This is a genomic window from Kitasatospora kazusensis (assembly GCF_039529945.1).
GTDB lineage: Bacteria > Actinomycetota > Actinomycetes > Streptomycetales > Streptomycetaceae > Kitasatospora > Kitasatospora kazusensis.
Map to the genome: position 1 here is coordinate 37304 of NZ_BAAANT010000026.1, position 26587 is coordinate 63890.

The 26587-nt window shown below is 72.3% G+C and carries 22 protein-coding genes; 20 read left to right on the top strand and 2 right to left on the bottom strand.

Features of this window, described 5'->3' with window-relative positions:
• Positions 1 to 12 precede the first annotated feature (12 nt).
• Together smc and ftsY are read left to right on the top strand one after the other, a co-directional pair.
• Positions 13 to 3549 carry a chromosome segregation protein SMC gene (gene smc, locus ABD330_RS21105; RefSeq protein WP_344467418.1) on the top strand — a complete coding sequence of 1179 codons (3537 nt, stop codon included), beginning with the start codon at positions 13 to 15 and terminating at the stop codon, positions 3547 to 3549.
• 158 nt (positions 3550 to 3707) lie between these two features.
• On the top strand, positions 3708 to 4934 hold the full coding sequence (gene ftsY, locus ABD330_RS21110) for a signal recognition particle-docking protein FtsY (RefSeq protein ID WP_344467420.1): 1227 nt from the start codon (positions 3708 to 3710) through the stop codon (positions 4932 to 4934).
• 203 nt (positions 4935 to 5137) lie between these two features.
• On the opposite strand, the gene ABD330_RS21115 is transcribed toward ftsY, so the two are convergent.
• Positions 5138 to 5818, bottom strand: a complete 681-nt coding sequence (locus ABD330_RS21115) for a bifunctional DNA primase/polymerase (protein ID WP_344467422.1) — start codon at positions 5816 to 5818, stop codon at positions 5138 to 5140.
• 499 nt (positions 5819 to 6317) lie between these two features.
• Here ABD330_RS21115 and nsdA point away from each other — a divergent pair, with 499 nt between their 5' ends.
• From nsdA to ABD330_RS21150, 7 genes are all read left to right on the top strand, one after another.
• Positions 6318 to 7772, top strand: coding sequence for a transcriptional repressor NsdA (gene nsdA, locus ABD330_RS21120; RefSeq protein ID WP_344467425.1), 1455 nt, complete (start codon positions 6318 to 6320; stop codon positions 7770 to 7772).
• Between the two features lie 309 nt (positions 7773 to 8081).
• Positions 8082 to 9419 (top strand): ammonium transporter, encoded by a 1338-nt coding sequence (locus tag ABD330_RS21125; RefSeq protein ID WP_344467427.1) that lies wholly within the window; start codon positions 8082 to 8084, stop codon positions 9417 to 9419.
• Positions 9419 to 9757 (top strand): P-II family nitrogen regulator, encoded by a 339-nt coding sequence (locus ABD330_RS21130; RefSeq protein ID WP_344467429.1) that lies wholly within the window; start codon positions 9419 to 9421, stop codon positions 9755 to 9757. Before ABD330_RS21125 ends, ABD330_RS21130 begins: the two co-directional genes overlap by 1 nt.
• A 102-nt stretch (positions 9758 to 9859) precedes the next feature.
• On the top strand, positions 9860 to 12334 hold the full coding sequence (locus tag ABD330_RS21135; protein WP_344467432.1) for a [protein-PII] uridylyltransferase: 2475 nt from the start codon (positions 9860 to 9862) through the stop codon (positions 12332 to 12334).
• A gap of 57 nt (positions 12335 to 12391) precedes the next feature.
• Entirely contained in the window at positions 12392 to 12826 is a 435-nt protein-coding gene (locus tag ABD330_RS21140) for a hypothetical protein (protein ID WP_344467434.1), read from the top strand.
• A gap of 98 nt (positions 12827 to 12924) precedes the next feature.
• The gene (gene ffh / locus ABD330_RS21145) at positions 12925 to 14493 is read left to right on the top strand and encodes a signal recognition particle protein (RefSeq protein WP_344467436.1); all 1569 of its coding nucleotides are present in this window, start codon (positions 12925 to 12927) and stop codon (positions 14491 to 14493) included.
• Positions 14494 to 14553: 60 nt separating this feature from the next.
• Complete coding sequence (locus ABD330_RS21150; protein ID WP_344467438.1) at positions 14554 to 15099, top strand: GNAT family N-acetyltransferase; 546 nt, start codon at positions 14554 to 14556, stop codon at positions 15097 to 15099.
• Positions 15100 to 15312: 213 nt separating this feature from the next.
• Here the strand turns inward: ABD330_RS21150 and ABD330_RS21155 are convergent, their stop codons facing one another.
• Positions 15313 to 16149: a class I SAM-dependent methyltransferase gene (locus ABD330_RS21155; protein ID WP_344467440.1), complete on the bottom strand. Its 837-nt coding sequence runs from the start codon at positions 16147 to 16149 to the stop codon at positions 15313 to 15315.
• Positions 16150 to 16369: 220 nt separating this feature from the next.
• Here ABD330_RS21155 and proS point away from each other — a divergent pair, with 220 nt between their 5' ends.
• The 11 genes from proS (at position 16370) to lepB (ABD330_RS21210) (ending at position 26571) form a co-directional block, all read left to right on the top strand.
• Complete coding sequence (gene proS / locus ABD330_RS21160) at positions 16370 to 17782, top strand: proline--tRNA ligase (RefSeq protein WP_344467442.1); 1413 nt, start codon at positions 16370 to 16372, stop codon at positions 17780 to 17782.
• A 587-nt stretch (positions 17783 to 18369) separates the two neighbouring features.
• Positions 18370 to 18948, top strand: coding sequence for a hypothetical protein (locus ABD330_RS21165; RefSeq protein WP_344467444.1), 579 nt, complete (start codon positions 18370 to 18372; stop codon positions 18946 to 18948).
• A gap of 496 nt (positions 18949 to 19444) precedes the next feature.
• The gene (gene rpsP, locus ABD330_RS21170; protein ID WP_344467446.1) at positions 19445 to 19870 is read left to right on the top strand and encodes a 30S ribosomal protein S16; all 426 of its coding nucleotides are present in this window, start codon (positions 19445 to 19447) and stop codon (positions 19868 to 19870) included.
• 2 nt (positions 19871 to 19872) lie between these two features.
• Complete coding sequence (locus ABD330_RS21175) at positions 19873 to 20112, top strand: RNA-binding protein (protein ID WP_344467448.1); 240 nt, start codon at positions 19873 to 19875, stop codon at positions 20110 to 20112.
• 227 nt (positions 20113 to 20339) lie between these two features.
• Entirely contained in the window at positions 20340 to 20951 is a 612-nt protein-coding gene (gene rimM / locus ABD330_RS21180) for a ribosome maturation factor RimM (RefSeq protein WP_344467451.1), read from the top strand.
• 5 nt (positions 20952 to 20956) lie between these two features.
• Entirely contained in the window at positions 20957 to 21775 is an 819-nt protein-coding gene (trmD, locus tag ABD330_RS21185) for a tRNA (guanosine(37)-N1)-methyltransferase TrmD (RefSeq protein ID WP_344467512.1), read from the top strand.
• A gap of 153 nt (positions 21776 to 21928) precedes the next feature.
• Positions 21929 to 22279 carry a 50S ribosomal protein L19 gene (rplS, locus tag ABD330_RS21190; RefSeq protein WP_280718426.1) on the top strand — a complete coding sequence of 117 codons (351 nt, stop codon included), beginning with the start codon at positions 21929 to 21931 and terminating at the stop codon, positions 22277 to 22279.
• 305 nt (positions 22280 to 22584) lie between these two features.
• Positions 22585 to 23361: a signal peptidase I gene (gene lepB / locus ABD330_RS21195; RefSeq protein ID WP_425555602.1), complete on the top strand. Its 777-nt coding sequence runs from the start codon at positions 22585 to 22587 to the stop codon at positions 23359 to 23361.
• A gap of 151 nt (positions 23362 to 23512) precedes the next feature.
• Positions 23513 to 24589 (top strand): signal peptidase I, encoded by a 1077-nt coding sequence (gene lepB / locus ABD330_RS21200; protein WP_344467458.1) that lies wholly within the window; start codon positions 23513 to 23515, stop codon positions 24587 to 24589.
• A 94-nt stretch (positions 24590 to 24683) separates the two neighbouring features.
• The gene (gene lepB / locus ABD330_RS21205) at positions 24684 to 25673 is read left to right on the top strand and encodes a signal peptidase I (RefSeq protein ID WP_344467460.1); all 990 of its coding nucleotides are present in this window, start codon (positions 24684 to 24686) and stop codon (positions 25671 to 25673) included.
• 145 nt (positions 25674 to 25818) lie between these two features.
• On the top strand, positions 25819 to 26571 hold the full coding sequence (lepB, locus tag ABD330_RS21210; protein WP_344467462.1) for a signal peptidase I: 753 nt from the start codon (positions 25819 to 25821) through the stop codon (positions 26569 to 26571).
• The last annotated feature ends 16 nt before the right edge of the window (positions 26572 to 26587 follow it).

Below are 26587 nucleotides of genomic sequence, written 5' to 3' on the forward strand. Positions count from 1 at the left end.
GAGAGCGGGCGCGTGCATCTGAAGAGTCTGACGCTGCGCGGCTTCAAGTCCTTCGCCTCCGCCACCACGCTGCGCTTCGAGCCGGGCATCACCTGCGTGGTCGGGCCGAACGGCTCCGGCAAGTCCAACGTCGTGGACGGGCTCTCCTGGGTGCTGGGGGAGCAGGGCGCCAAGTCGCTGCGCGGCGGCAAGATGGAGGACGTCATCTTCGCCGGGACGAGCGGCCGCGCTCCGCTCGGCCGGGCCGAGGTCAGCCTCACCATCGACAACTCCGACGGCGCGCTGCCCATCGACTACGCCGAAGTCACCATCACCCGGACGATGTTCCTGGGCGGCGGCAGCGAGTACGCGCTGAACGGCGAGACCTGCCGCCTGCTCGACATCCAGGAGCTGCTCTCCGACTCCGGCATCGGCCGTGAGATGCATGTCATCGTCGGCCAGGGCCAGTTGGACTCGGTACTGCACGCCGACCCGATGGGGCGGCGGGCCTTCATCGAGGAGGCGGCCGGCGTCCTCAAGCACCGCAAGCGCAAGGAGAAGGCGCTGCGGAAGCTGGACGCGATGGCGGCCAACCTCAACCGCGTCCAGGACCTGGTCGCGGAACTCCGCCGCCAGCTCGGCCCGCTGGGACGGCAGGCCCGGATCGCCCGCCGGGCCGCCGGCATCCAGGCCGACCTGCGGGACGCCCGCCTGCGGCTGCTCGCCGACGACCTGCTGACCCTGCGCCGCGCCATCGAGGCCGAGATCGCCGACGAACTGGCCCTGGGGCTGCGCCGTTCCACCGTCGAACAGGAACTGGCCCGGGCCCAGCAGCGCGAAGCCGTACTGGAGGCCCAGGTCGAGCAGCTGGGGCCGCAGTTGGAGCAGACCCGGCACACCTGGTACCGGCTCTCGGCGCTCGCCGAGCGGACCAGGGGCACCATCGGCCTGGCCGAGGCCCGGGTCCGGCACGCCGTGAGCGGCGCGCAGGACGAGGAGCGGCGCGGGCGCGACCCGGAGGAGCTGGAGCGCGAGGCCGAGCACGTCCGGGAGCAGGAAGCCGCGCTGGCCGAGGCATTGGAGCAGGCACAGTACGCGCTGGCCGAGTCCGTGGAACAACGGGCGGACCTGGAGCGCGAGTTGGCGGCCGAGGAGAGCCGGCTCCGGGCCGCCGCCCGGGCCGTTGCCGACCGCCGGGAGGGCCTGGCCCGGCTGCAGGGCCAGGCCGGCGCCGCCCGCTCCCGGGCGGCCGGCGCCGAGGCCGAGATCGGACGGCTCGCCGAGGCCCGGGACGAGGCCCTGCTGCGGGCGGAGGCCGCACACCAGGAGCACCAGCAGCTCCAGGAAGAGCTGGCCGCCGTCCACGCGGCCGACGAGGAACTGGACGCCGCACACGACCGGGCCCGCGCCGCCCGGGCCGAGGCGGAGCGTGAACTCGCCGCCGCCCGTGCGGCGGCGGGCACCGCCGAGCGGGAGCGGGCCGCACTGGCGGCCCGGCACGAAGCGCTGTCGCTCGGGCTGCGGCGCAAAGACGGCAGCGGTGCCCTGCTGGCGGCGGGCGACCGGCTCGCCGGGCTGCTCGGCCCGGCGGCCCAGCTGCTCCGGGTCGCCCCCGGCCACGAGGTGGCGGTGGCGGCCGCACTCGGCGCGGCGGCCGACGCCGTCGTGGTGGACGGGGTGGACGCCGCCGCGCAGGCGCTGCGGCTGCTCCGCAAGGAGGACGCCGGGCGGGCGGCGCTGCTGATCGCGGGCGCCCCCGCGCAGCCGGGCCGGGCGGCCGCCGGGCTGCGCCGGGTCGCCGGCCTGGTGGACGGCCCCGCCGAGCTGCTGCCCGCCGTCGCCGCGCTGCTGGACCGGACGGTCCTGGTCGCCGACCTCGACGAGGCACGGCAACTGATCGCCGAACGGCCGGAGTTGCTGGCCGTCACCGCCGACGGCGACCTGCTCGGCAGTGGCTTCGCGCAGGGCGGTTCGGCCGGGGCGCCGAGCCTCCTGGAGACCCAGGCGGCGGTCGCCGACGCCGCCCACCGGATCGACGGACTCGACCTGCGCTGCGAGCAGCTGGCGCAGCGGCTGGCCGAAGCGGCGGAGCTCGGGCGGGAGTGGGCCGCCGAGCTGGAGCGGCTCGCGCTCGCGCGGCGCCAGGCCGAGAAGGAGCGGTCGCGGACGGCCGGGGAGCTCGGGCGGCTCGGCGGCCAGGCCAGAGCGGCGACGGGGGAGGCCGACCGGCTCGCGACAGCGGCGGCCAAGGCCGAGGACGGGCTGGCCCGCGCCCTCCAGGAGGCCGCCGAACTGGCCGAACGCCTGCTGGCCGCCGAGGAGTCGGCGCAGGACGGCGAGGACGAGCCGGACGGCGGGCGGCGCAGCCGGCTGGCGGACGAATCCGCGCAGGCCCGGCAGACCGAGATGGAGGCCAGGCTCGCCGTCCGCACCCACGAGGAACGGGTGCGCGGGCTGGCCGGGCGGGCGGATCAGCTCGACCGCGCCGCCCGGGCGGAGCGCGAGTCCCGGGCCCGGGCCGCCGAGCGCCGCGAACGCGCCCGCCACCAGGCCGAGGTCGCGACCGCCGTGGCAGCCGGGGCGCGGCAGCTGCTCGGCTGCCTGGAGGTCTCGCTCGCCCGGGCGGAGGCCGAGCGCACCGAGGCCGAGCAGCAGCGCGGCGAACGCGAGACCGAGCTGCGGGCCGGGCGCGAGCACGGCCGCGAGCTCAAGGCGGAGCTGGACAAGCTGGTCGACGCCGGACACCGGGACGAGGTGCTGCGCGCGGAGAAGCGGCTGCGGATCGAGCAGTTGGAGGCCAAGGCACTGGAGGATTTCGGCATCGAGGCCGGCGAACTGCTCGACTCCTTCGGCCCGGACCGGCCGGTGCCGCCGCCGGTGCCCGAAGAGGGGCAGGAGCCGGGCGCGCCGAAGCCGTACGTCCGGGCCGAGCAGGAGCAGCGGCTGCGCGCGGCCGAGAAGGCGTACCAGCAACTGGGCAAGGTCAACCCGCTGGCGCTGGAGGAGTTCGCGGCGCTGGAGGAGCGGCACCAGTTCCTCGGCGAGCAACTGGACGACCTGAAGCGGAGCCGGCGGGACCTGCTGGAGATCGTCAAGGACGTCGACGTCCGGGTCGAGCAGCTCTTCACCTCGGCGTACCACGACACGGCGGCCCAGTTCGAGGGCGTCTTCGCGCGGCTCTTCCCGGGCGGCGAGGGGCGGCTGGTGCTGACCGACCCGGAGAACATGCTGACCACCGGCGTCGAGGTGGAGGCCCGGCCGCCGGGCAAGAAGGTCAAGCGGCTCTCGCTGCTCTCCGGCGGCGAACGCTCGCTGACGGCGGTCGCGCTGCTGGTGTCCATCTTCAAGGCGCGGCCCAGCCCGTTCTACGTGATGGACGAGGTGGAGGCGGCGCTCGACGAGACCAACCTGCGCCGGCTGATCGCGATCATGGAGGAGCTGCGGGAGAGCTCTCAGCTGATCGTGATCACCCACCAGAAGCTGACCATGGAGTGCGCCGACGCCCTCTACGGCGTCACGATGAAGGGCGACGGCATCTCGCAGGTGATCAGCCAGCGCCTGCGCGGCTAGGGTCCGCCCCACAGTCCCCGCCCGGTCCGCCCGCCGGGTGGCGGGACCGCGCGCCGCGGCGGGAGCGGCGCCGTCGCCCCCGGGTCCGTGCGGCAGACGATCCCGGGAAAGCCCGGCTACCCCCGAACGGCACCCCGGTCACGGATACTGGTCGGGCTATGGAATACGTAATCCTTGCCGTAATCATCGCCGTGGTCGCCGTCGGCGCGATCGCCGGCCTCGTCGTCACCGGCAGACGACGTAAGACCCTGCCCCCGAAGTCGTCCGGCGCGCCCCTCCCGAAGGGTGGGGTGGTCGCGCCGCCGACCCCGCGCGAGCCCCAGGTCGGCGAGGAAGCCGCTGCACCGACCGAGGAGCCCGTCCAGACCATCGAGGAGGTGCAGCTCCCGCCGGTGGCGGAGGCGGCGCCCACCGTCGAAGAGCCTCCCGCCGTCGAGGAGCTCCCCGCCCTCGACGTGCCCGAGCCCACCGCCGGACGCCTCGTCCGGCTGCGCTCCCGGCTCTCCCGCTCGCAGAACTCGCTCGGCAAGGGGCTGCTCACGCTGCTCTCCCGCGAGCGGCTCGACGAGGACACCTGGGAGGAGATCGAGGAGACCCTGCTCGTCGCCGACGTCGGCGTCACCCCCACCCAGGAGCTGGTCGACCGGCTGCGCACCCGGGTCAAGGTGCTCGGCACCCGCACTCCGGAGGAGCTGCGCGGCCTGCTGCACGAGGAACTGGTCACGCTGATCGGCGAGGCGGACCGCTCGCTGAAGACCGCCAAGCACGAGGACGGCCGCCCGGCCGTCGTGCTGGTCGTCGGTGTGAACGGCGTCGGCAAGACCACCACCTCCGGCAAGCTCGGCCGGGTCCTGGTCGCCGACGGCCGCAAGGTGGTGCTCGGCGCGGCCGACACCTTCCGCGCCGCCGCCGCCGACCAGCTCCAGACCTGGGGCGAGCGGGTCGGCGCGGCGACCGTACGCGGGCCCGAGGGCGGTGACCCGGCCTCGGTCGCCTTCGACGCGGTCAAGGAGGGCATCGCCGAGGGCGCCGACACCGTGCTGATCGACACCGCCGGCCGGCTGCACACCAAGACCGGCCTGATGGACGAGCTCGGCAAGGTCAAGCGGGTCGTCGAGAAGCACGGCCCGGTGGACGAGGTGCTCCTCGTCCTCGACGCCACCACCGGCCAGAACGGCCTGGTCCAGGCCCGGGTCTTCGCCGAGGTGGTCGACATCACCGGCATCGTGCTCACCAAGCTGGACGGCACGGCCAAGGGCGGCATCGTGATCGCCGTCCAGCGCGAGCTGGGCGTCCCGGTCAAGCTCATCGGCCTCGGTGAGGGAGCGGACGACCTGGCCCCCTTCGAGCCGGCCGCCTTCGTCGACGCGCTGATCGGCGACTAGCGCAACATTTGGCACTCTGAGCAACACCCACCAGGGGCGCAGCAGCAACTGTGTGCACTCTGAGCAACACCCGCCAGGGGCGCGGGGAACTGCGCGACCAGGGCTCTACGGAGCCGCACGGTTGCGCGCGCAGTTCCCCGCGCCCCTGCTGTTGTTGTCCCATCAGGATCGGTTACCCCCAGGGTGCCGGCAGTCCAGGCTCGTTACGAGGCCAGCTCGGCAGAGCGTTCGCGGCTGCGGTGGCACGCGTACGCCAGCGTGCCGAGCAGCAGCCGGGCCTCCGGTGGGCAGCCGGCGCTGTCGCGGGACGGGCGGCGGAGCCAGCGGACCGGGCCGAGGCCGCCGAGGACCGTCGGGGGTGCGGCGACGAAGCTGCCCTCGCCGTGGCAGGCGAGGTCGAGGGCGGCGTCGTCCCACCCCATCCGGTAGAGCAGCTCGGGCAGCCGCTGTGCGGTGCCCGCCGCGACGAAGAAGAGCAGCCGTCCGGTCGGCAGGGCGAGCACCGGGCCGACCTGGGTGCCCATCCGCTCCAGCCGGACCAGGGCTTGCAGGCCGGGCTGGGCGGGTACGTCCAGGACGTCGAAGGAACGGCCGGCCGGCAGCAGGACGGGCGCTTCGACGGCCCAGAGCTCGCGCAGCTCGGGCGCCTGCGGTCCGAATCCAGCGCCCGGCCCGACGGCGGCCGCCGGGTCGACGGCGGAGTGCAGGCCGGGCGCTGCGCAGCGGGTCGCCGCGCAGCCGCAGACCCCGTCGGGCGAGCCCTGGCCGGAGCCGACGGCGACCGACCAGCCCCAGCGGCCGGTGTACTCGGCGGCCGCCTGGAAGGCGCCGCCCCGGGCACGGCGGCGTGCGCCGAAGCGCAGGTCGCCGAAGAGGTTGTCCATGCCTCCCCCAACAGATTCGTATGGCCGGTGGTTACGGGAGTGTGACGGCCCGTCGATTGTCCGCCGCGGAGCTGGTTGTGCGTCGGCGGCGCGCAGTGGGCCGCGCGCTCCAATTCGGGCCGCCCGGGCGAGGAGGCGCCGTGCACCGGCCTGGCGGAGTCCGGATCGTCGCTGCTGCACTCGGGTGCCTCCGTCGTTCTCGGATCGTCTTGGGGCGGCAAAGCCCATGGCGCCAAGGGGAATTGCGGGAAAAGCCGGCTACGGCGGCGGCGGGTCCGGTGCGGCGGGGGGCCGACGGGGCGGGGTAACAGTCAAGCGCGGGTCGACGCCGATTAGTTCACTCGTAGGGGTGGCGAAAGGTGGCGTTTCTCCGGCGGTGCTCCCCCGGATGGCGGACGGGGCGTTACGTTCGGACCACGGAACGCAGCGGGGTAGGCAAGAAGTGGTATCGGTCATAACGAGCGGGGCCCTCCGGGGCCGGGCGGGATGGGACGTTCCCATGGCAGAGAAGCAACCGAACGAGAAGCTGACCTCCTGGTTCGGCCGCAGCGGATGGTCCAAGGGGGAACTGGCCCGCCAGGTCAACCGCCGGGCCCGCCAGACGGGTGCGCACCACGTCAGTACCGACACCTCGCGGGTGCGCCGCTGGCTGGACGGCGAGCAGCCGCGCGAGCCGATTCCGAAGATCATGTCGGAGCTGTTCTCCGAGCGGTTCGGGTCGGTGGTCTCGATCGAGGACCTCGGGCTGCGCGCCGTCACCCAGGTGAGCACCGTCGGCGGCGGGGTCGACCTGCCGTGGAGCGCCCCGCAGACCGTCCAGCTGATCAGCGAGTACTCGCGCAGCGACCTGATGCTCAACCGCCGGGGCTTCCTGGGCACTTCGCTCGCCCTGACGGCCGGCGCCGCGCTGATCGAGCCGATGCAGCGCTGGCTCACCCCCGGTCCGAGCGGAGCCCCGACCCCGATCCTGACCGCCGCCAACGGCGGCGAGCCGCACACCGGCAGGCTCTCCGAGCCCGAACTCCAACTGCTGGAGCAGACCACGGTGATGTTCCGCCAGTGGGACGCGCAGAACGGCGGCGGCCTGCGCCGCAAGGCGGTCGTCGGCCAGCTGCACGAGGTCACCGACCTGCTCCAGGAGACCTACCCCGAGCAGACCACCAAGCGCCTGTTCCGGCTCACCGCCGAACTCGCCCACCTGGCGGGCTGGATGTCGTACGACGTCGGGATGCACCCGAGCGCGCAGAAGTACTACGTGCTCGCGCTGCACGCCGCCAAGGAGGCCGGGGACCGGCCGTTCGGCGCGCTGATCCTCACCGACATGAGCCGCCAGATGATCCACCTCAACCGGGGCGACGACGCCCTGGAGCTGATCCACCTGGCCCAGTACGGCAGCCGGGACACCGCCACCCCCCGCCAGCAGGCCCTGCTGTACGCGATGGAGGCGCGCGCCTACTCCAACATCGGCGAGATCAACCGCTGCTCGCGGGCCGCCCGGCTCGCCGAGGACACCTTCAGCGACTGCCGTCCCGGCGACCACGACCCGGACTGGCTGAAGTTCTTCTCCGAGGCCGAGCTCAACGCGGAGAACGCCCACTCCTACCGCGACCTCGCCTACCACTCCACCCGCAGCCCGCTCTACGCCTCGATGGCCGCCCCCGTGATGGAGCGCGCCGTCGACCTGTTCCGCAAGGACCCGGAGCACGTCCGCAGCTACGCCTTCAACCTGGTCGGCATGGCCAGCGTGCACCTGCTCCAGGGCGAGCCCGAGCAGGCCGCCGTGATGGCCGAGCAGGCGGTGGACATCGCCACCAAGGTGCGCTCGGAGCGCCTCAACACCCGGGTCCGGAAGACCTCGGCGGCGGCCTCGCGGGACTTCCACGGCGTGGCGGAGATCAACCGGCTGGCCGACCGGGTGGTCCAGGACATCCCGGAGTTCGCTCCGGCGGGGTGACCCCGGGCCCGGGAGGTGGGCGCTGCCCGGGTGAACGTCAGGACGGCCGTTCCGGTGCACATCGGCACGTCCGGTGATCGTCTGCGCACTCCTCGTGCTGTGCGGCCGTACGGTAGCGGATGTACCCCCCTGGCGCGGCCGTAGTTCACGTCGTCGTAACGCTCCCGTCAACCCCGTCACGGGAGCGAAACAACGGGTCGCATCGGCCGAAACCAGGCTTCGGCACGCTCCTCCTCATCGCCGACACCCCGGGTGGCACGGGACAGGGATCCTGCGGGTGGAGCGGCGTTCATTCACGAGGAGACGCCGATGCCCGACGGCTTCAGCGCAGGCGACACCGCCTTTGTGCTCATCAGTGCGGCCCTGGTCATGTTGATGACCCCGGGCCTGGCCTTCTTCTACGGAGGCATGGTCCGGGTCAAGTCCGTGCTCAACATGCTGGTCATGAGCTTCATCGCGCTGGCGATCGTCAGCGTGCTCTGGGTCCTGTACGGCTACACCCTCTCCTTCGGCCCGGACGCCGGCGCGGGCCTGATCGGCAACCTGGACTTCCTGGGGATGCGCGGCATCGGTCTGAACGACCTGGCCGGCACCATTCCGGTCACCGCGTTCTCGGCCTTCCAGCTGATGTTCGCCGTCATCACCCCGGCGCTGATCAGCGGCGCGATCGCGGACCGCGCCAAGTTCTCCGCCTGGGCGCTGTTCGTGGCGCTCTGGGTGACCATCGTCTACTTCCCCGTCGCGCACTGGGTCTTCATGACCGACAGCGGCAAGGGCGGCTGGCTGATCGACCGGGTCGGCGTGATCGACTTCGCCGGCGGCACCGCGGTGCACATCAACGCCGGTATGGCGGGCCTGGCGCTCTGCCTGGTGCTCGGCAAGCGGGTCGGCTTCAAGAAGGACCCGATGCGTCCGCACAGCCTGCCGCTGGTGATGCTCGGCTCCGGGCTGCTCTGGTTCGGCTGGTTCGGCTTCAACGCGGGCTCGGCGCTGGCCGCCAACGGCGTGGCCGGGATGGCCTTCATGAACACCCAGGTCGCCACGGCCGCCGCGATGCTCGGCTGGCTCGCCTACGAGCGGATCAAGCACGGTGCGTTCACCACGCTGGGCGCCGCCTCCGGCGCGGTGGCCGGCCTGGTCGCCATCACCCCGGCCTGCGGCTCGGTCAGCATGCTCGGCGCGCTCGCCATCGGGGTGATCGCCGGTGCCGCCTGCGCCGCCGCGATCAGCCTCAAGTACAAGCTCGGCTTCGACGACTCGCTCGACGTGGTCGGCGTGCACGCGGTCGGCGGTGTGATCGGCTCGCTGCTCATCGGCTTCTTCGCCACCGGCCACGTCGGCCAGACCGCCCGGGGCCTCTTCTACGGCGGCGGGTTCGGCCAGCTCGGCAAGCAGGCGATCGGTGTCGCCGCCGTCGCGGCCTTCTCCTTCGTGATCTCCTGGTTGCTCGGCCAGGCGATCAACAAGACCATCGGCTTCCGGGTCTCCGAGGACGTCGAGGTGGCGGGCATCGACCAGGCCGAACACGCCGAGTCGGCGTACGACTTCAGCGCGGTGGGCGCCAGCCTGGCCCGCGCGCTGAGCACGCCCGCCCACACCGCCGTGTCCACCGTGCCCGCCGAGAAGAAGACTGAGGTCGACGCCTGATGAAGCTCATCACCGCGGTCGTCAAGCCGCACCGCCTGGAAGACGTGAAGACCGCGCTGCAGGCCTTCGGAGTCCAGGGACTGACCGTCACCGAGGCCAGCGGCTACGGCCGCCAGCGCGGCCACACCGAGGTCTACCGGGGCGCGGAGTACACCGTCGACCTGGTCCCCAAGGTGCGGATAGAGGTCCTGGTCGAGGACGACGCCGCCGAGGACGTGATCGAGGTCCTGGTGAAGGCCGCCCGGACCGGCAAGATCGGCGACGGCAAGGTCTGGAGCGTCCCGGTCGACACCGCCGTCCGGGTCAGGACCGGCGAACGCGGTCCCGACGCTCTCTAGTCCCGCTTCTCCACCTTGGTCCTCGGCGGACCTGCGCCCCCGGGCCGCAGGTCCGCCGGAGGCGTATCCGGACAGGCTCGTACGACGGACGGGGAACCCGAAGTGACGACCGCAGACCGCCCCTCTGACGCAGACCGCCCCTCGGACGGAGGCCGCAGCGCCGACGACAGCCGTCCCTCCGACTACGCATCCGCCCGGGACCGGCTGCTCGCCGAGCCCGGCGAGAGCGGCGCCGCCCGCCGGAAGGCGCTCGCCCGGCTGGCGGACGGCTGGCTCGCAGGGCTGTTCTCGACGGCCGGCGCTCCGTCGGGCACGGCCCTGGTGGCCGTCGGCGGCTACGGTCGCGGCGAACTCTCCCCGCGCAGCGACCTGGACGTCCTGCTGCTGCACCAGGGCGCGGTCGGCAGCTCGCTGCCCGAGCGGATCTGGTACCCGGTCTGGGACAGCGGTGTCGCGCTCGACCACTCGGTGCGCACCCTCGGCGAGGCCCGCAAGGTCGCCGCCGAGGACCTCAAGGCACAGCTGGGCCTGCTCGACGCCCGCCATCTGGCCGGCGACCCGGCGCTGACCGCCGCGCTGCGCTCGGCCGTCCTCGCCGACTGGCGGGCCGCCGCGCCCAAGCGGCTGCCCGAGCTGCACGAGCTCTGTGCCGAACGGGCCGAGCGCCACGGGGAGTTGGCCTTCCTGCTGGAGCCGGACCTGAAGGAGGCCAAGGGCGGTCTGCGCGACGTGGTCGTGCTCGACGCGATCGCCGCGACCTGGCTCGCCGACGCACCCCGGGACGGCCTGGCGGACGCCGCCGCCCGGCTCGCCGACGTCCGCGACGCGCTGCACCTCACCACCGGCCGGGCCACCGAACGGCTCGGCCTGCACGACCAGGACCAGGTGGCGGCCCGGCTCGGCGTGCTGGACGCCGACATCCTGCTGCGCCAGGTCTACGAGGCCGCCCGCACCATCGCCTACGCCGGGGACGTGACCTGGCGGTCCGTCGAACGGATTCTGGCCGCACGCGGGAGCAGGGGCCGCCGGGCCGTCCGGCTGGCCTTCCCGTTCACCGGCGCCGGCCGCGGCACCGGCGCGGTGGCGCGCGGCGCCGTCGAGCGCCGCCCGCTCGCCGAGGGCGTGGTCGAACAGGACGGTGAGGCGGTGCTGGCCCAGGCCGCCCGTCCGGCCCAGGACCCGGTGCTGCCGCTGCGCGCGGCCGCCGCGGCCGCACAGGCCGGGCTGACCGTCTCGTACGCCACCGTGCGCCGGCTGGCCGCCGAGGCCCGGCCGCTGCCGGTGCCCTGGCCGGACGAGGCGCGCGAGCAGCTGATCACCCTGCTGGGCGCGGGGGAGTCCTGCCTCCCGGTCTGGGAGGCGTACGAGGCCGAGGGGCTGATCACCCGGCTGCTGCCGGACTGGGAGCGGGTCCGCTGCCGCCCGCAGCGCAACGCCGTGCACCGCTGGACGGTGGACCGGCACCTGGTCGAGACGGCCGTCCGGGCCGCCGCGATGACCCGGCGGGTGGCCCGGCCCGACCTGCTGCTGGTCGCGGCGCTGCTGCACGACCTGGGCAAGGGCTGGCCGGGCGACCACTCGGAGGCGGGCGAGGTGATCGTCCGGGACGTCGCCGTCCGGATGGGCTTCGACAAGGCGGACACCGAGACCCTGGCGCTGCTGGTGCGGCACCATCTGACGCTGGTCGACACCGCGACCAGGCGCGATCCGGACGACCCGGCCACCGTCGCCCTGATCGCGGGGGTGGTCGGCACGCTGCCCCGCCTGGAGCTGCTGCACGCGCTGACCGAGGCCGACGCCACCGCGACCGGCCCCGCCGCCTGGACCGGCTGGCGGGCCTCCCTGGTAGCCGGTCTGGTCGCCCGGGTGGCCGACCGGTTGGAGGGCGCCCCCGGCTACCCGGCCGACGCGGACCCGACGGCGGAGCAGGAGCGGCTGGCCGTGGAGGCCGCCCGTGGCGACGGGCCGGCGCTCTCGCTGCTCGCCCAGGCGGCACCGGGCGACTTCACCGCCGAGCCGATGGGCGTCGAGCTGACCCTGGCCATCCCCGACCAGCCGGGTCTGCTCGGCACGGTGGCCGGTGTGCTGGCCCTGCACCGGCTGACCGTCCGGGCGGCGGGCCTGCGTGAGCTGGACCCGATCGGCGCCGGGCCCGTCCTGCTGCTCTCCTGGACGGTCGCCGCCGAGTACGGCGAACTCCCCGAGGCCGCCAGGCTCCGGGCCGACCTGCGCCGGGCCCTGGACGGTTCGCTGGACGTGGCCCGCAAGCTCGCCGAGCGGGACGCGGCGGCCCCGCGCCGCCGGGGCGTCCCCACCCCGCCGCCGGTGGTCAGCGTCGCCCCGGGCGCCTCGTCCAGCGCGACCATCCTGGAGATCCGCGCCCACGACGCCCCCGGCCTGCTGCACCGGATCGGCCGGGCGCTGGACGCCGCGGGCGTCCGGGTCCGCACCGCCCACGTCAGCACGCTGGGCGCGGACGCCGTCGACGCCTTCTACGTCACCGATCCGGCGGGCCTGGCGCTCACCCCCGACCGGGCCCGGGAGGTGGCGGCGCAGGTGCAGGCGGCACTGGGCTGAGCCGGGGGAGCGGCCCGGTCGTGAGCCGCCCGGGCGGCTCTGCGAGGATCCCTGGCCATGACCACCAAGATCCGCCGCTCGGCGGGAACCAAGACCCTCTCCGATGTCCTCCTCTCGGCGTTGCGCGGACGGCGTTTCAGTACGGAGCAGGACCTCGCGGACCTGCGCGAGGGCACCACGCTCAAGGTGCTGTGCATGAGCACGACGCTCGGCACGGTCAAGATGCTGTCCGTCGGCAAGGGCCGCAAGATCCCGCACCTCTCCTCCGGTCACCTGCTCCTCGCGGCGGACCGGATCACCTGGCAGAACAAGGCGTCCAACGAGATCGTCGCCGTCCAGGGGCCGTTCGCCCTGACGCCGTCGGAGAAGAAGACGGCGCACTGGAAGTTCGCCCGCTTCGACCTGGTGGCGGCCGGTCAGCAGCACGTGGTCGTGATCCCCAAGGCCGATGTCGCGCTGGTCACCCAGGTGCTGGAGGCGGCCGGCAGCTGAGCTGCTCCGCCCCGGGTGGAGACCGTACGGGGGACGGCCGGATACCCTGGGGGCGACGACCGTACCCATACCGATGCCGCAAGGGACCCGCGACCGACGTGTTCGACACTCTTTCCGATCGCCTCGCAGCGACGTTCAAGAACCTCCGGGGCAAGGGCCGCCTCAGTGAGGCGGACATCGACGCCACCGCCCGCGAGATCCGGATCGCCCTCCTTGAGGCGGACGTTGCGCTCCCCGTGGTGCGGGCCTTCATCAAGCAGGTCAAGGACCGGGCGCTGACCGCCGAGGTCTCCGGTGCGCTGAACCCCGCCCAGCAGATCATCAAGATCGTCAACGAGGAGCTCATCAGCATCCTCGGCGGCGAGACCCGACGGGTCCGGTTCGCCAAGACCGGCCCGACCGTGATCATGCTGGCGGGCCTTCAGGGCGCCGGCAAGACCACGCTCGCGGGCAAGCTCGGCCACTGGCTGAAGTCCCAGAAGCACACCCCGCTGCTGGTCGCCTGCGACCTCCAGCGCCCCAACGCCGTCACCCAGCTGAACGTGGTGGCCGACCGGGCCGGTGTGGCGTTCTTCGGCCCCGAGCCGGGCAACGGCGTCGGCGACCCGGTGAAGGTCGCCCGGGACGCGATCGAGTACGCCAAGCAGAAGCAGTACGACGTCGTCATCGTCGACACCGCCGGCCGTCTGGGCATCGACGCCGAGCTGATGCAGCAGGCCGCGGACATCCGCGCCGCCGTCGACCCGGACGAGGTCCTGTTCGTCGTCGACGCGATGATCGGCCAGGACGCGGTCACCACCGCGCAGGCCTTCCTCGAAGGCGTCGACTTCACCGGTGTGGTGCTCTCCAAGCTGGACGGCGACGCACGCGGCGGGGCGGCGCTCTCGGTCGCACACGTCACCGGCCGTCAGATCATGTTCGCCTCGAACGGCGAGAAGGTCGACGACTTCGACGCCTTCCACCCGGACCGGATGGCCTCGCGCATCCTCGGCATGGGCGACATGCTCTCGCTGATCGAGAAGGCCGAGCAGACCTTCTCGCAGGCCGAGGCCGAGAAGATGGCCGCCAAGCTGCAGAGCGGCGGCGGCAAGGACTTCACGCTCGACGACTTCCTGTCGCAGCTGGAGCAGGTCCAGAAGATGGGCTCGATCTCCAAGCTGCTCGGGATGCTGCCCGGCATGGGGCAGATCCGCGAGCAGATCAACAACATCGACGACAAGGACGTCAACCGCGTCGGCGCGATCATCAAGTCGATGACCCCGGCCGAGCGGACCGACCCGAAGATCATCAACGGCTCGCGCCGGCTGCGCATCGCCAAGGGTTCCGGCGTCGGCGTCGGCGAGGTCAGCAACCTGGTCGAGCGGTTCTTCGACGCCCGCAAGATGATGTCCGCGATGGCCTCCGGCAAGGGCATGCCCGGCATGCCGGGGATCCCGGGCATGGGCGGCGGGGCGAAGAAGTCCGGCAAGAAGGCCCAGCCCGCCAAGGGCCGCAAGAAGTCCGGCAACCCGCTGAAGCGCGCGCAGGAGGAGGCGGCCGCCGCCGAGCGCCGGGCGCTCGGCCCGGGCGCCGCGGAGGCACCCGCCCCCGGTGGCGCGTTCGGCCTGGGCGCGGGCAAGGGCCCGGCCGACTTCGAGCTCCCCAAGGAGTTCAAGGACCTGCTCTGATCCACCCGGTGGTCGTCGTGCGGCCCGCCGCCCGGAAGTTCCGGGCGGCGGGCCGCACACATGCCCGATGATGGTGGGGTGCGAGTGACGATCCGGGCGCCGAGGCCCGACGACGTGGTGGCCTACTCCGAAGCGGTCCGGCGGTCCGCCGAGCACATCGGGCGGTGGAACCCGATCGAGCCGGACGCGCTGCCGGAGCTGTTGGAGCGCCAGGGCCCCGGGCTTCGCACCTTCCTGATCGTGGACGAGGCCACTGGCGGCCTGGTCGGCAAGTGCAACGTGGCGAACATCGTGATGGGCCGGTTCTGCAACGGAGCACTCGGCTACGACTCGTACCTGCCGTTCGCCGGCACCGGGATGATGTCCGAGGGCATGCTGCTGGTGCTGGACCAGTGCTTCACCCCGGCCCACCAGGGCGGCCTGGGCCTGCACCGGCTGGAGATCAACGTGCAGCCGGACAACGAGCGTTCGATCGCGATGGCCCGGCGGCTGGGTTTCCGGCACGAGGGGTTCACCCCGCGGATGCTGTTCCTGGACGGCGGCTGGCGGGACCACGAGCGGTTCGCGCTGACCATCGAGGACTGGAAGCCGGCCGAGCGGCGGTAGCGGCGGCCTCCCCCAGCCGTACTCGGATCACCACAGCAGGGGCGCGTGGGGTACCTCCCGCCCGAAGGCCGGGGGAGAACCGCGCGCGCGACCGTGCACTCTCGGCGTGCCCGGGTCGCGCACCGCCACGCGCCCCTGGGGGCCTGGCCGAGGCGTGAGCAGCCGCGCGGTCACGGTCTTCCCGATGCCGCTCGGCGCCCTGCGCGGCCGCGCTCAGCGCAGCTTGTCGCCGACCACGTAGCGGAAGACGTTGGCCATGCGGACGGAGGCGTCCGGGCGGACGTACGGCTGGAGGGCCTCCTCCAGTTCCTTGGCCACCACCGCCTGGCCGGAGTCCTCGACCGCCGTCCGGTACAGCCCGGTGGAGAGCATCCCGCGTACCGCGCTCTCCAGGTCGGCGTAGGCGAACGGGCAGCTGACCAGCCCGCTGCCGGCGGGCCGCAGGGCGGCCCCGGCGAGCAGGGCCTCCAGCGCGCCCGGCCTGCTCAGCGCGAACGGAGCGGACGGCGCGCGCCCGGCGCCGCGGTGGGCCCGGCGGTGCGCCACGTCCAGGACGGAGGCACTCTCGCAGCGCTCCGGCGGCCCCCAGCCGGCCAGCACCACCTGGCCGCCCCGCAGCGTCCGCCGGGCCGCCTCGGCCATCAGCGGGGCGGGGTCCTCGGTGCCGGGGAGCTGGTCGAAAACCGTGACCAGCGAGTGGGCCGTGCGGGGGAGAGCGGTGGCCGTGCGCTCCCCGTGCGCCTCGTACCCGTCGGCCGACACCGGCAGGCCGCGCCCCTGCGCGAGCTCGCGCAACTCGGTCTCCGGCTCGGCTCCGGACACCTGCGCGCCGCGCTCGGCCGCGAGCAGCAGAGCCAGCCCCGAGCGGCAGCCGAGGCCGAGCAGACTGGTGGCCGGTCCTACCTCCAAACGGTCGTAGACGGCCTGGTAGAGCGGTACGAGCATGCGTTCCTGGATCTCGGCCCAGTCCCGCGCCCGGCTGTGCGCGCCACCACCGCCGTGGGTGCGTGGTCGCTGTGCCGTCGTGCCGCCCACCTGTGTCGAAGCCATCGCGGCCTCCCATCCGGTCCGTGGACCTGTTGCCTCCGGACCCCCCAGCTGTCCCGCCCCACCTCCAGCGAACCCTGGCTCGCCCCCGGCGTCCAGAGGGGTGCAAGGAGGTATCCGCGCGCGGCGGGCGTGCGCCCCCGTGCGCGCTCCCGGCCGGCCCACCTGTCCCGGCCCCGGCCGGATTCACAGTCAGGGCCCCGATCCCCGTACCATCTGCCCCATGGCCAAGGCACCCGTTCTCACCCCCCAGGCGGACGACTTCCCGCGCTGGTACCAGGACCTCATCAACAAGGCCGAGCTGGCCGACAACGGTCCGGTGCGGGGCACCATGGTCATCCGGCCGTACGGCTACGGCCTGTGGGAGCGGATGCAGCAGGAGATGGACGCGCGGATCAAGAAGGCCGGCGCGCAGAACGCCTACTTCCCGATGTTCATCCCGCAGTCCTACCTCACCAAGGAGGCCGAGCACGTCGAGGGCTTCGCCCCCGAGCTCGCGGTGGTCACCCACGGCGGCGGCAAGGAGCTGGACGAGCCGATCGTCGTCCGGCCGACCTCCGAGACGATCATCAACGAGTACTTCTCCAAGTGGGTGCAGAGCCACCGCGACCTGCCCCTGCTGATCAACCAGTGGGCCAACGTGGTCCGCTGGGAGCTGCGCCCCCGCGTCTTCCTGCGCACCACCGAGTTCCTCTGGCAGGAAGGCCACACGGCCCACGCCACGTACGAGGACGCCACCAAGTACGCCTCGATGATCCACACGGACGTCTACGGCGACTTCATGACCAACATCCTGGGCATCGACGTGGTGCTCGGCCGCAAGACCGCCAAGGAGCGCTTCGCCGGCGCCATCAACACCCTCACCCTTGAGGCGATGATGGGCGACGGCAAGGCACTGCAGATGGGCACCAGCCACGAGCTGGGCCAGAACTTCGCCAAGGCGTTCAACACCACGTACCAGCTGCAGGGCGCCGAGCGCGAGTTCGTCTGGCAGACCTCCTGGGGCGTCTCGACCCGGATGGTCGGCGGCCTGATCATGTCGCACGGCGACGACAACGGCCTGCGCGTCCCGCCGCGGCTGGCGGCCGTCCAGGCCGTCGTGCTCGCGATCAAGGGTGACGACGCGGTGATCGCCAAGGTCCGCGAGATCGGCGCCCAGCTGGAGGCGGCCGGTGTCCGCGTCGTGGTCGACGACCGCACCGACACCCCGTTCGGCCGCCGCGCGGTCGACTGGGAGCTCAAGGGCGTACCGCTGCGCATCGAGGTCGGCCCGCGCGACCTGGAGAACGGGACGGCCATGCTGGCCCGCCGGATCTCCGGTGGCAAGGAGCCGGTCTCGATCGACGGTCTGGCCGCCCTGCTGCCCGGGATCCTGGAGGAGGACCAGGCCCTGCTGCTCCGCCAGTCCCGCGAGCGCCGCGAGTCGCGCACGGTCGAGGTCAAGACGATCGAGGAGGCCGCCGAGGCCGCCGCGACCGGCTGGGGCCGGATCTCCTGGGCCGATCTCGGCCCGGAGGGCGAGGCCAAGCTCGCCGAGCAGGGCGTCTCGGTGCGGTGCATCGTCGCGGCCGACGGCTCGGTGCCGCTGACCGACGACCAGGACGGCAACGTCGCGATCGTGGCGCGCGCATACTGAGCCGTCGCCCGGACGTACCGAGCCGTCGCCCGGACGGTCGCGTTCGGACTGTCGCGGCCGGATGGCCTCGGGCGGACGCTTTCGGCCGAACGGTGCCGCCCGACCTGACGGTCGGTCGGCCGGTGTGCGGGGAGGTTCGCCCCGCTATCCGGTTCGCCGGTTGTTCGGATCGACTTCCCTCGTGGTTCGTCAGCGGTCCATCCCTGACTTGTGGATGGACCGCTGAGGCGAAGGTGAGTCGCTCTTTGCGCCACTGCGGTCCGATTGTTCTACTTCCCGTCCACTCTTCCGAGAGGCTACTGACGGGTCAACTGCCGGTCCTGCTGAACTAGCGGTACGGTATACGGCCCGTGGCCCTGTCAATTTCGATGCGGCTGCGGGCCGTTCGCTGTGGGAGTCGGACACGTCCCGGGGCGATGCCGAGAGGCCGGCGAGATTCGCTGGGCCCAGAGTTGCAGGGGGTTGGTCTTGCGTCAGATCCGAGCAGCGCAATTTACGCACGACAGTGCATTCCTGAGAGTTCGCTGGGAATTCCCGGCGATGGGGAACTCGCGGAACATCGGCTCTCACTCCATCGTTGGTATAGCGTGAGCACGACACAGCCTCTCGTCCTGGCGGCCGAACTGGCCGCCGCCTGGAGCGACATCCAGGCCCATCATCAGGACCTCCCCGACCTCGCCTCGCCCGAGGCACTGATCGGCGAGTCCTCCTCGGCCTGCGGCACCCGGCTCGGTTTCGAGCGGCTGCTGCACGAGGCCGCACACGGACTGGCCGCCGCGCGCGACATCCGTGACACCTCGCGAGCCGGGCGCTACCACAACCGCCGCTTCCTGCTGCTCGCCTCCGAGCTCGGGCTGGCCCACCCGATCGAGCCGCATGCCAGTAGCGGCTTCTCCCAGGTGACCATGCTCATCGAGACGCAGGAGCGCTACGCGCCGACCATCGAGCGGCTGGAGCGCGCCCTCGGCGCACACCAGCTGGCGGTCGCGGGCGAAGGCGCGCACCGCAGCTTCCGGGGGCCGGCCGCCAGACACGGTTCGTCCGGCGGCGGGGTCCGGGTCAAGGCGGTCTGCGGCTGCGGCCGCAACGTCCGGGTGGTGCCCTCGGTGCTCGCCCAGGCGTCGATCGTCTGCGGCGCCTGCCAGCAGCCGTTCCGGATCTCCTGATCCTGGCCGCCCCGGCGGCCCGGTCGGTACCCGCTCCACCCGCACCGCCCGTACCGCCTGCGTTTCCGATACCACCCGCTCCACCCGCACCGGCTCCGGTGCTGCTCCACCGCTCGGCTCGTCACCGCTCCACGTTCGACCGCTTCACCGCTCGGCTCGTCACCGCTCCACGTTCGACCGCTTCACCGCTCGGCTCGTCACCGCTCCATGTTGCACTGCTCCACCGCTCGACCGAGGCTTGGCTCAACCGGGGGCGTCAGCCCTCGGTCGAGCTGACCCGGTCCCGCCGGGGCGCCCGGTGTACCGACTCCCGGGTCGTCCGGCCTCCCGGTCAGGGTGTCCGGCGTGTGTATGGCAGAATGGACAGCTGAGTACTCGGCAGCCGAGACAGGACCCCTCTCTCCTACGGCTGGCGTGTCCCTTGAGCAGCCGCCTCCGCAACCCCACGCGGTGCAGTGGCCGCTCACCCACGTCAATACCAGGAGAACCCACTCCCGTGGCAGTCAAGATCAAGCTCAAGCGTCTCGGCAAGATTCGCGCCCCGCACTACCGCATCGTCATCGCCGACTCGCGCACCAAGCGTGACGGTCGCGCGATCGAGGAGATCGGCATCTACCAGCCGACCTACGACCCCTCGAAGATCGAGGTCGACTCCGACCGCGCCCAGTACTGGCTGTCCGTCGGCGCCCAGCCGACCGAGCCGGTTCTCGCCATCCTCAAGCTGACCGGCGACTGGCAGAAGTTCAAGGGCCTGCCGGCCCCGGCGCCGCTCAAGGTCGCCGAGCCGAAGGTCACCGACTTCAGCCACCTCTTCGCGAAGGCCGTCGCGGGCTTCGAGGACAGCACCACCGGTGTTGCCATCACCCCGAAGGCCAAGAAGTCGGACAAGGTCGAGGCTGACGCCGAGACCACCGAGGCCTGATCGTGATCGAGGACGCCCTGGACCATTTGGTGAAGGGCATCGTCGAGCACCCCGACGAGGTGCAGGTGCGCTCGCGCAACCTGCGTCGGGGTAACACCATCGAGGTGCGCGTGCACCCCGATGACCTCGGCAAGGTGATCGGCCGGGGCGGCCGGACCGCGCGCGCTCTGCGCACGGTGGTCGGCGCTCTCGGCGGTCGCAACGTCCGGGTCGACCTGGTCGATGTGGACAGCATTCACTGACGCTCAGCCGTCAGTCTTGGGCCGGTCGGGACGCTTGTCGTCCTGGCCGGCCTTTTTATCTTTCCGGTTTTCCGGGTCCGCCGGTCCGCCGGTCCTCCCGCTGCCCGATTCAGAGGCGGCGGGCCCTGGAGCTCCGTTCCTTCCGGGCCGTCCCGTTCCGATGGCCCGTACCTTGTCCCGTCCCGCGTCCCGTTCCGGTACAGCGCAACTTCAGGAGAGCGATCACCGTGCAGCTCGTCGTCGGCAAGATCGGCCGCGCCCACGGCATCAAGGGTGACGTCAGCGTCGAGGTCCGCACCGACGAGCCGGAGCTCCGGCTCGGCCCGGGAGCGGTGGTGCTCACCGACCCCGCGTCCGCCGGGCCGCTCACCGTCGCGTCCGGCAAGGTCCACAGCGGCCGGCTGCTGCTCCACTTCGCCGGGGTCGACGACCGCAACGCAGCCGAAGCGCTGCGCGGCACGATTCTGATCGCCGAGGTCGACCCGGAGGAGACCCCGGACGACCCGGACGAGTACTACGACCACCAGCTGATCGGCCTCGACGTGGTCATGCTGGACGGCACCCTCGTCGGCGAACTCGCCGAGGTCATCCACCTCCCGTACCAGGACCTGCTGCTCGTCCGGCGGCCCGACGACAGCGAGGTGCTGGTGCCCTTCGTCGAGCGGATCGTGCCGACCATCGACCTGGAGAACCAGCGCGCCGTCATCGACCCGCCGCCCGGGCTGATCGACCCGGACCAGGCCGAGACCGACCGCGGCGACGGGGACGGGACCGGCTCCGGTTCCGATGTTGGAGAGGGTGCCGACGGCGCCGCCGGTGACGTGAAGGGCGACGCGTGAGCGAGATGCGGATCGACGTCGTCACGATCTTCCCCGAGTACCTGGAGCCGTTGAACGTCTCCCTGGTCGGCAAGGCGCGCGCCCGGGGGCAGCTCGACGTGCACCTGCACGACCTGCGCGGCTGGACGACCGACATCCACCGCACCGTCGACGACACCCCGTACGGCGGTGGGCCCGGCATGGTGATGAAGCCCGAGCCGTGGGGGGCCGCGCTGGACGCCGTGCTCGCCCAGGGCCCGGAGGGGACCGTGCCCACCCTGGTGGTGCCGACGCCGAGCGGTCGGCCGTTCACCCAGGAGCTGGCCCAGGAGCTGGCCGGACAGCCCTGGCTCGCCTTCGCCCCCGCCCGGTACGAGGGGATCGACCGCCGGGTGATCGAGGAGGCGGCCGACCGGATGCCGGTGGTCGAGGCGTCGATCGGTGACTACGTGCTGGCCGGCGGCGAGGTCGCGGTCCTGGTGATGGTCGAGGCGATCGCCCGGCTGCTCCCCGGCGTGCTGGGCAACGCGGAGTCGCACCGGGACGACTCCTTCGCCCCCGGCGCGATGGCCGATCTGCTGGAGGGCCCGGTCTACACCAAGCCCGCCGAGTGGCGCGGACGAGAGGTGCCGGAGGTGCTGCTCAGCGGTCACCACGGCAAGATCGCCCGGTGGCGCCGCGACCAGGCCTTCGCCCGCACGCTCGCCAACCGGCCCGACCTGGTCGAGCGCTGGCAGAACGGCACCTTCGACAAGAAGGACCGTGAGGCGCTCAGCATCCTCGGTCTGCTCTGGGACGAGCAGCTCGGCCGATTTCGGTCTGCGGTCGAAGCTGTGGAAGAATAGGCGACTGTTGTCTGCCGTTGGGCTCCTCCTGTAGGGGTCAGTGGCCCGGTGCCCCCGCCACGGGGGGATCACCGCCAGCCGATTCGGCCCGCAGCGCACCCCATTGTGACGAAATTCCGTAGGCGGCCCGTGGCGTCTGCGATGGAGAGCATCATGAGCAACAAGCTCGCTGCTGTCGACGCGGCATCGCTGCGCACCGACATTCCGGCCTTCCGCGCCGGTGACACCCTGAAGGTCCACGTCCGGGTCATCGAAGGCAACCGCTCTCGTGTCCAGCTCTTCCAGGGCGTTGTCATCCGTCGCCACGGCTCGGGTGTCGGCGAGACCTTCACCGTCCGCAAGGTGAGCTTCAACGTCGGCGTGGAGCGTACCTTCCCGGTGCACACCCCGGTCGTCGAGAAGATCGAGGTCGTCACCCGTGGTGCGGTTCGCCGCGCCAAGCTGTACTACCTGCGTGACCTTCGCGGCAAGGCCGCGAAGATCAAGGAGAAGCGCGACCGCTGATCCGCTGACCTCCGGCCTGTCCGGGGGTTCAGTACGCTCGGACCGGGCTGAGCGCCTTAGGGATAAGCTCAGCCCCGATGAGCACGCACGAGCCACTCGCGGACCGCGACGGCAGTCCCGCACCTTCGGGTGCGGACTCGCCGTCGCGGTCCGCGTTCGTGTCCGGGGCGCTTGTCGGTCCGTCCGGCGGTTTGTCCGGCGGTCCGTCTGCTGTTCCGTCCGGCGATCCGACGGCGGCTCCGGCGCGGAGCGGCCCGCTGCCGGGCGCGCCCGGCGCGCCCGCGGGGGATTCGCCCGACGTGGAGGTGCCCGGAGCGGATGCGCCCGAGGTCGAAGAGCCCGCAGCTGGACAGCCTGGGGTTGAAGAGTCTGGGGTTGAAGAGCCTGGGGTCGAAGGGCCGAGCCGGTTCTCACGTGATCTCCTCCTGCTCCTCGGGATCTGCCTGCTGGTACTACTGCTGGTCAACGCATTCGTCGCCCGGCCTTTCGCCGTGCCGTCCGGCTCGATGGAGAACACCCTCCGCCCCGGTGACCGTGTGCTGGTGAACCAGCTCGCGTACGACTTCGGCGGGCATGTGCGCCGGGGGGACGTGGTGGTCTTCGACGGCACCGGCTCCTTCCTGCCGTACGCCGCCGAACCGTCGGCCCCGAAGCGCCTCCTGAGCGCCCTCGGGCTGGCCTGGGGCGACAACTCGGTCTACGTGAAACGCGTGATCGGTATCGGTGGGGACCGGGTGACCTGCTGCGGGACGGACGGGCGGATCCGGGTCAACGGTGTGCCGCTGGACGAGTCCGCCTACCTCTTTCCCGGTGACGTCCCTTCGCAGGTGCCGTTCGACATCGTGGTCCCGGCGGGGAAGCTGTGGATGATGGGCGACCATCGGAGCAACTCCCGGGACTCCCGCGACCACCTGGGCGAGCCCGGGGGCGGCTTCGTGCCGGAGGGCAAGGTGATCGGGCGGGCGGACTGGCTGGTCTTCCCGTTCGGCCGCTGGCGCGGGCTCGACCGGCCCGCAGGATTTGCCGCAGTGGGTCCGGTGGGCGCGGCAGAGGGGACGGGTGGCCATGGGGAGCCGCGGTAGGGGCCGGTCCGCCGACCCCGCCATAGGCGAGCCCGCCGGAGCCGATCGGGGTGCTGCTGACACCACTGCGGGGCGCTTCGCGTCCGCCGGTACGGAGTCGGACGCCGGACAGGCGGCCGGACAAGCAGCCGGACCTGGGGCCCGGGCGGGGGTGGGCCCGGGAGGGCCGGAGCACCGGGTCGCCGCCCGGGGGCGGGCGGACCGGCGGCGGACGGCGCGCAGGGCGCAGCGACGGCGACGGCACTCGCTGCTGCGCGATCTGCCGGTCATCGCGGTGGTCGCGCTGCTGGTCGCGCTCGTCCTGAAGACCTTCATGGTCCAGGTCTTCGTCATCCCGTCCGGATCGATGGAGCAGACGATCCAGATCGGCGACCGGGTACTGGTCGACAAGCTCACGCCCTGGTTCGGCAGCGAGCCGGTCCGGGGCGACGTGGTGGTCTTCAAGGATCCCGGTGGCTGGTTGGAGTCGGATCACGGTCGCTCCTCGGACGGTCCGGTGCTGGGTGCGCTGAAGACGGCGTTCTCGTCCGTGGGGCTGCTGCCCTCCGACGACGAGCAGGATCTGATCAAGCGGGTGATCGGTGTGCCCGGGGACACCGTCGTGTGCTGCGACGCCCAGGGGCGGCTCACGGTGAACGGCACGCCGCTGGACGAGAGCTACCTCGCGGCGGGCAACGTGCCGTCGAGGCAGCCGTTCAAGGTGACGGTGCCGGCCGGGAGGTTGTGGGTGATGGGAGACCATCGTGACGTCTCCGCCGACTCCCGCTACCACATGGCGAACCCCGGCGAGGGGACGATCCCGATGGGGAACGTGGTCGGCCGGGCGTTCGTGATCGCCTGGCCGGTCCAGCGGATCCGTCAACTCGGTGTACCCGCCTCACTCTCCTCGTTGCCGGTGCGTACTGTGGCGTCCGCCGGGGGCGCTCCGCTGATTCGCACCTCCGGTGCGGGCCGCTTCGGAGCCGGTTCCGGATCAGCCGCGGTCAGCCCGGATCCTGCGGAACCTCCGCTCGTTATGGGTGTGTTGGGCGTCATTCCGTTCGTCGTTCGACCGAGGCCGGCCCGGGCCCGGCACGGACGGTCCACCGGCCCGCCACCTGCTGTCCCGTGTGGGAGCAGGGGCGGAACGGCCGGGAGTGATAGAGAAGTGCTGGAGTGCTCGGTATACCGTCCGGTTGCCTCCGAAGGCTGCGCTGGTGTCAGGTGTGCCCATGGCGGGCAGTCCTGAGGCGGGTTGACGGTCGGCCACAGAGCGTGGTGCCCGCTGTGCGGCACTGGTGAGAGCGGACGTTCAGGCGTCCGCACAGCAGGGAGGAGATGTTGTGGGGGATCTGGTGATCGGCGCCCGCTCAGGGGGCCCTGAGCCCGAGGGCGTCGGCGGCGGTACGGTCCGGTCCACCGAGTCCGCACAGCTTTCGGAACCTACCGAGGACGGCGTGGCCGCGAACGCGGCCGACGGCTCCGACGGAGGCTCCGGTCAGCTGGGCGGTCCACTGGGTGGGGCCTCGGGCGAGGCTGCGGGTGACGCCGGAACAGGCCGGCCGAAGAAGGAGCAGAAGCAGCGCTCCTTCTGGAAGGAGCTGCCGATTCTGATCGGCATCGCTCTGATCCTGGCTTTGGTGATCAAGACTTTCTTCGTCCAGGCGTTCTCCATTCCGTCGGGGTCGATGCAGAACACGCTGCAGATCGGCGACCGGGTCCTGGTGGACAAGCTCACGCCCTGGTTCGGCGCCGAGCCGGAGCGCGGGGACGTGGTGGTCTTCCACGACCCGGGAGGCTGGTTGGACGGCGAGTCCACGCCGCCGAACAACAACGCGTTCGTCCGTGGTGTCCAGGACGTCCTCAGCTTCATCGGGCTGATGCCGTCGGTGAACGAGAAGGACCTGATCAAGCGGGTCATCGGAGTCGGCGGGGACACTGTCGAGTGCGAGGGCACCGGGCCGGTCAAGGTCAACGGTGTCGCGCTCAACGAGCCCTACATCTTTCCGGGCAACACCCCCTGCGGTGACAAGCCGTTCGGTCCGGTCAAGGTGCCGAAGGGCGCTCTCTGGGTGATGGGCGACCACCGAGGCGACTCGTTGGACTCCCGGTTCCACCAGGACCAGCCCGGTGGCGGCTCGGTGCCGGTGGGCAACGTGATCGGGCGGGCCTTCGTGGTCGCCTGGCCGCTCGGTGACTGGGCGACGCTGCCGGTGCCCGACACCTTCGGCCAGAAGGGCCTGGCCTCGGCCGCGCTGCCCGTCGCGCCGCCGGTCGCCGGGGCGGCTCTCGCGGTGCCGGCGGTCTGGTGGCTCCGGAGGTCTCGCCGCTGATCGTGGCCGACTCTGCCGTCGGCTCTTGCGCGGGTCGTGGTACTGGCGAGTAATCTGCTCGCACGTGCCACGGCCCGTCGGCTTTTCCGGCCTCGGCGCGGCGCACTCGTGCGGAGCGCGGGCAGATCAGGAACGGACGGTGGCGATGAGCAGCGTGGTGGAGCGGTCGGCCCCGGCGCCGGCCGAGGTGAGAACTCGCCGCAGTGCGGCGGCCCTGCTGCAGGGCCTGGTCATCGGGCTCGGCTTCGTGATGCTGGTCGGAGGTTTCGGCGTGATCGCCGTGAACTACCGGCCGTACCGGATCCCGACGGCCTCGATGACCCCGACGCTGAACCCCGGTGACACCGTCCTGGGGCGCAAGGTGAGCGGCGGTGCGGTCGGCCGGGGGGACATCGTGGTCTTCCACGACCCGCTCTGGGGTGCGGACACGCTGGTCAAGCGGGTCGTCGCGGTCGGCGGGGACACGGTGGCCTGCTGTGACGCCCAGCACCGGCTGACGGTGAACGGCACGCCGGTCGACGAGCCGTACGTGCACACGCAGCTGGTCGACAGCACCCGGTACAGCGTCACGGTGCCGCCCGGCCGGATCTTCCTGCTGGGCGACAACCGGACGAACTCGCAGGACTCCCGGCGCCATCTCGACCTGTCGGGTGGCACGGTCGCCGCCACGGACGTGGTCGCCAGGGTGGAGGGGACCGTCTGGCCGTTCAGCCGGGTGGGTACGAATCGGCGTGCGGCGGCTTTCGACGGTCTCGGCGGCCCGGTCGCGGCCGGGGCCGGACCGCTGGAGCCCGCGGCGTACGGCATGGCCGGCGGAGCGGTGCTGATCGTGCTGGCCTCGGCGGTCGGCGGGATGGTCTCGGCGGGCCGTTGGCTGCGAACGCGGCGGCGCGCCTGACCCGGCCGGTGAGCCC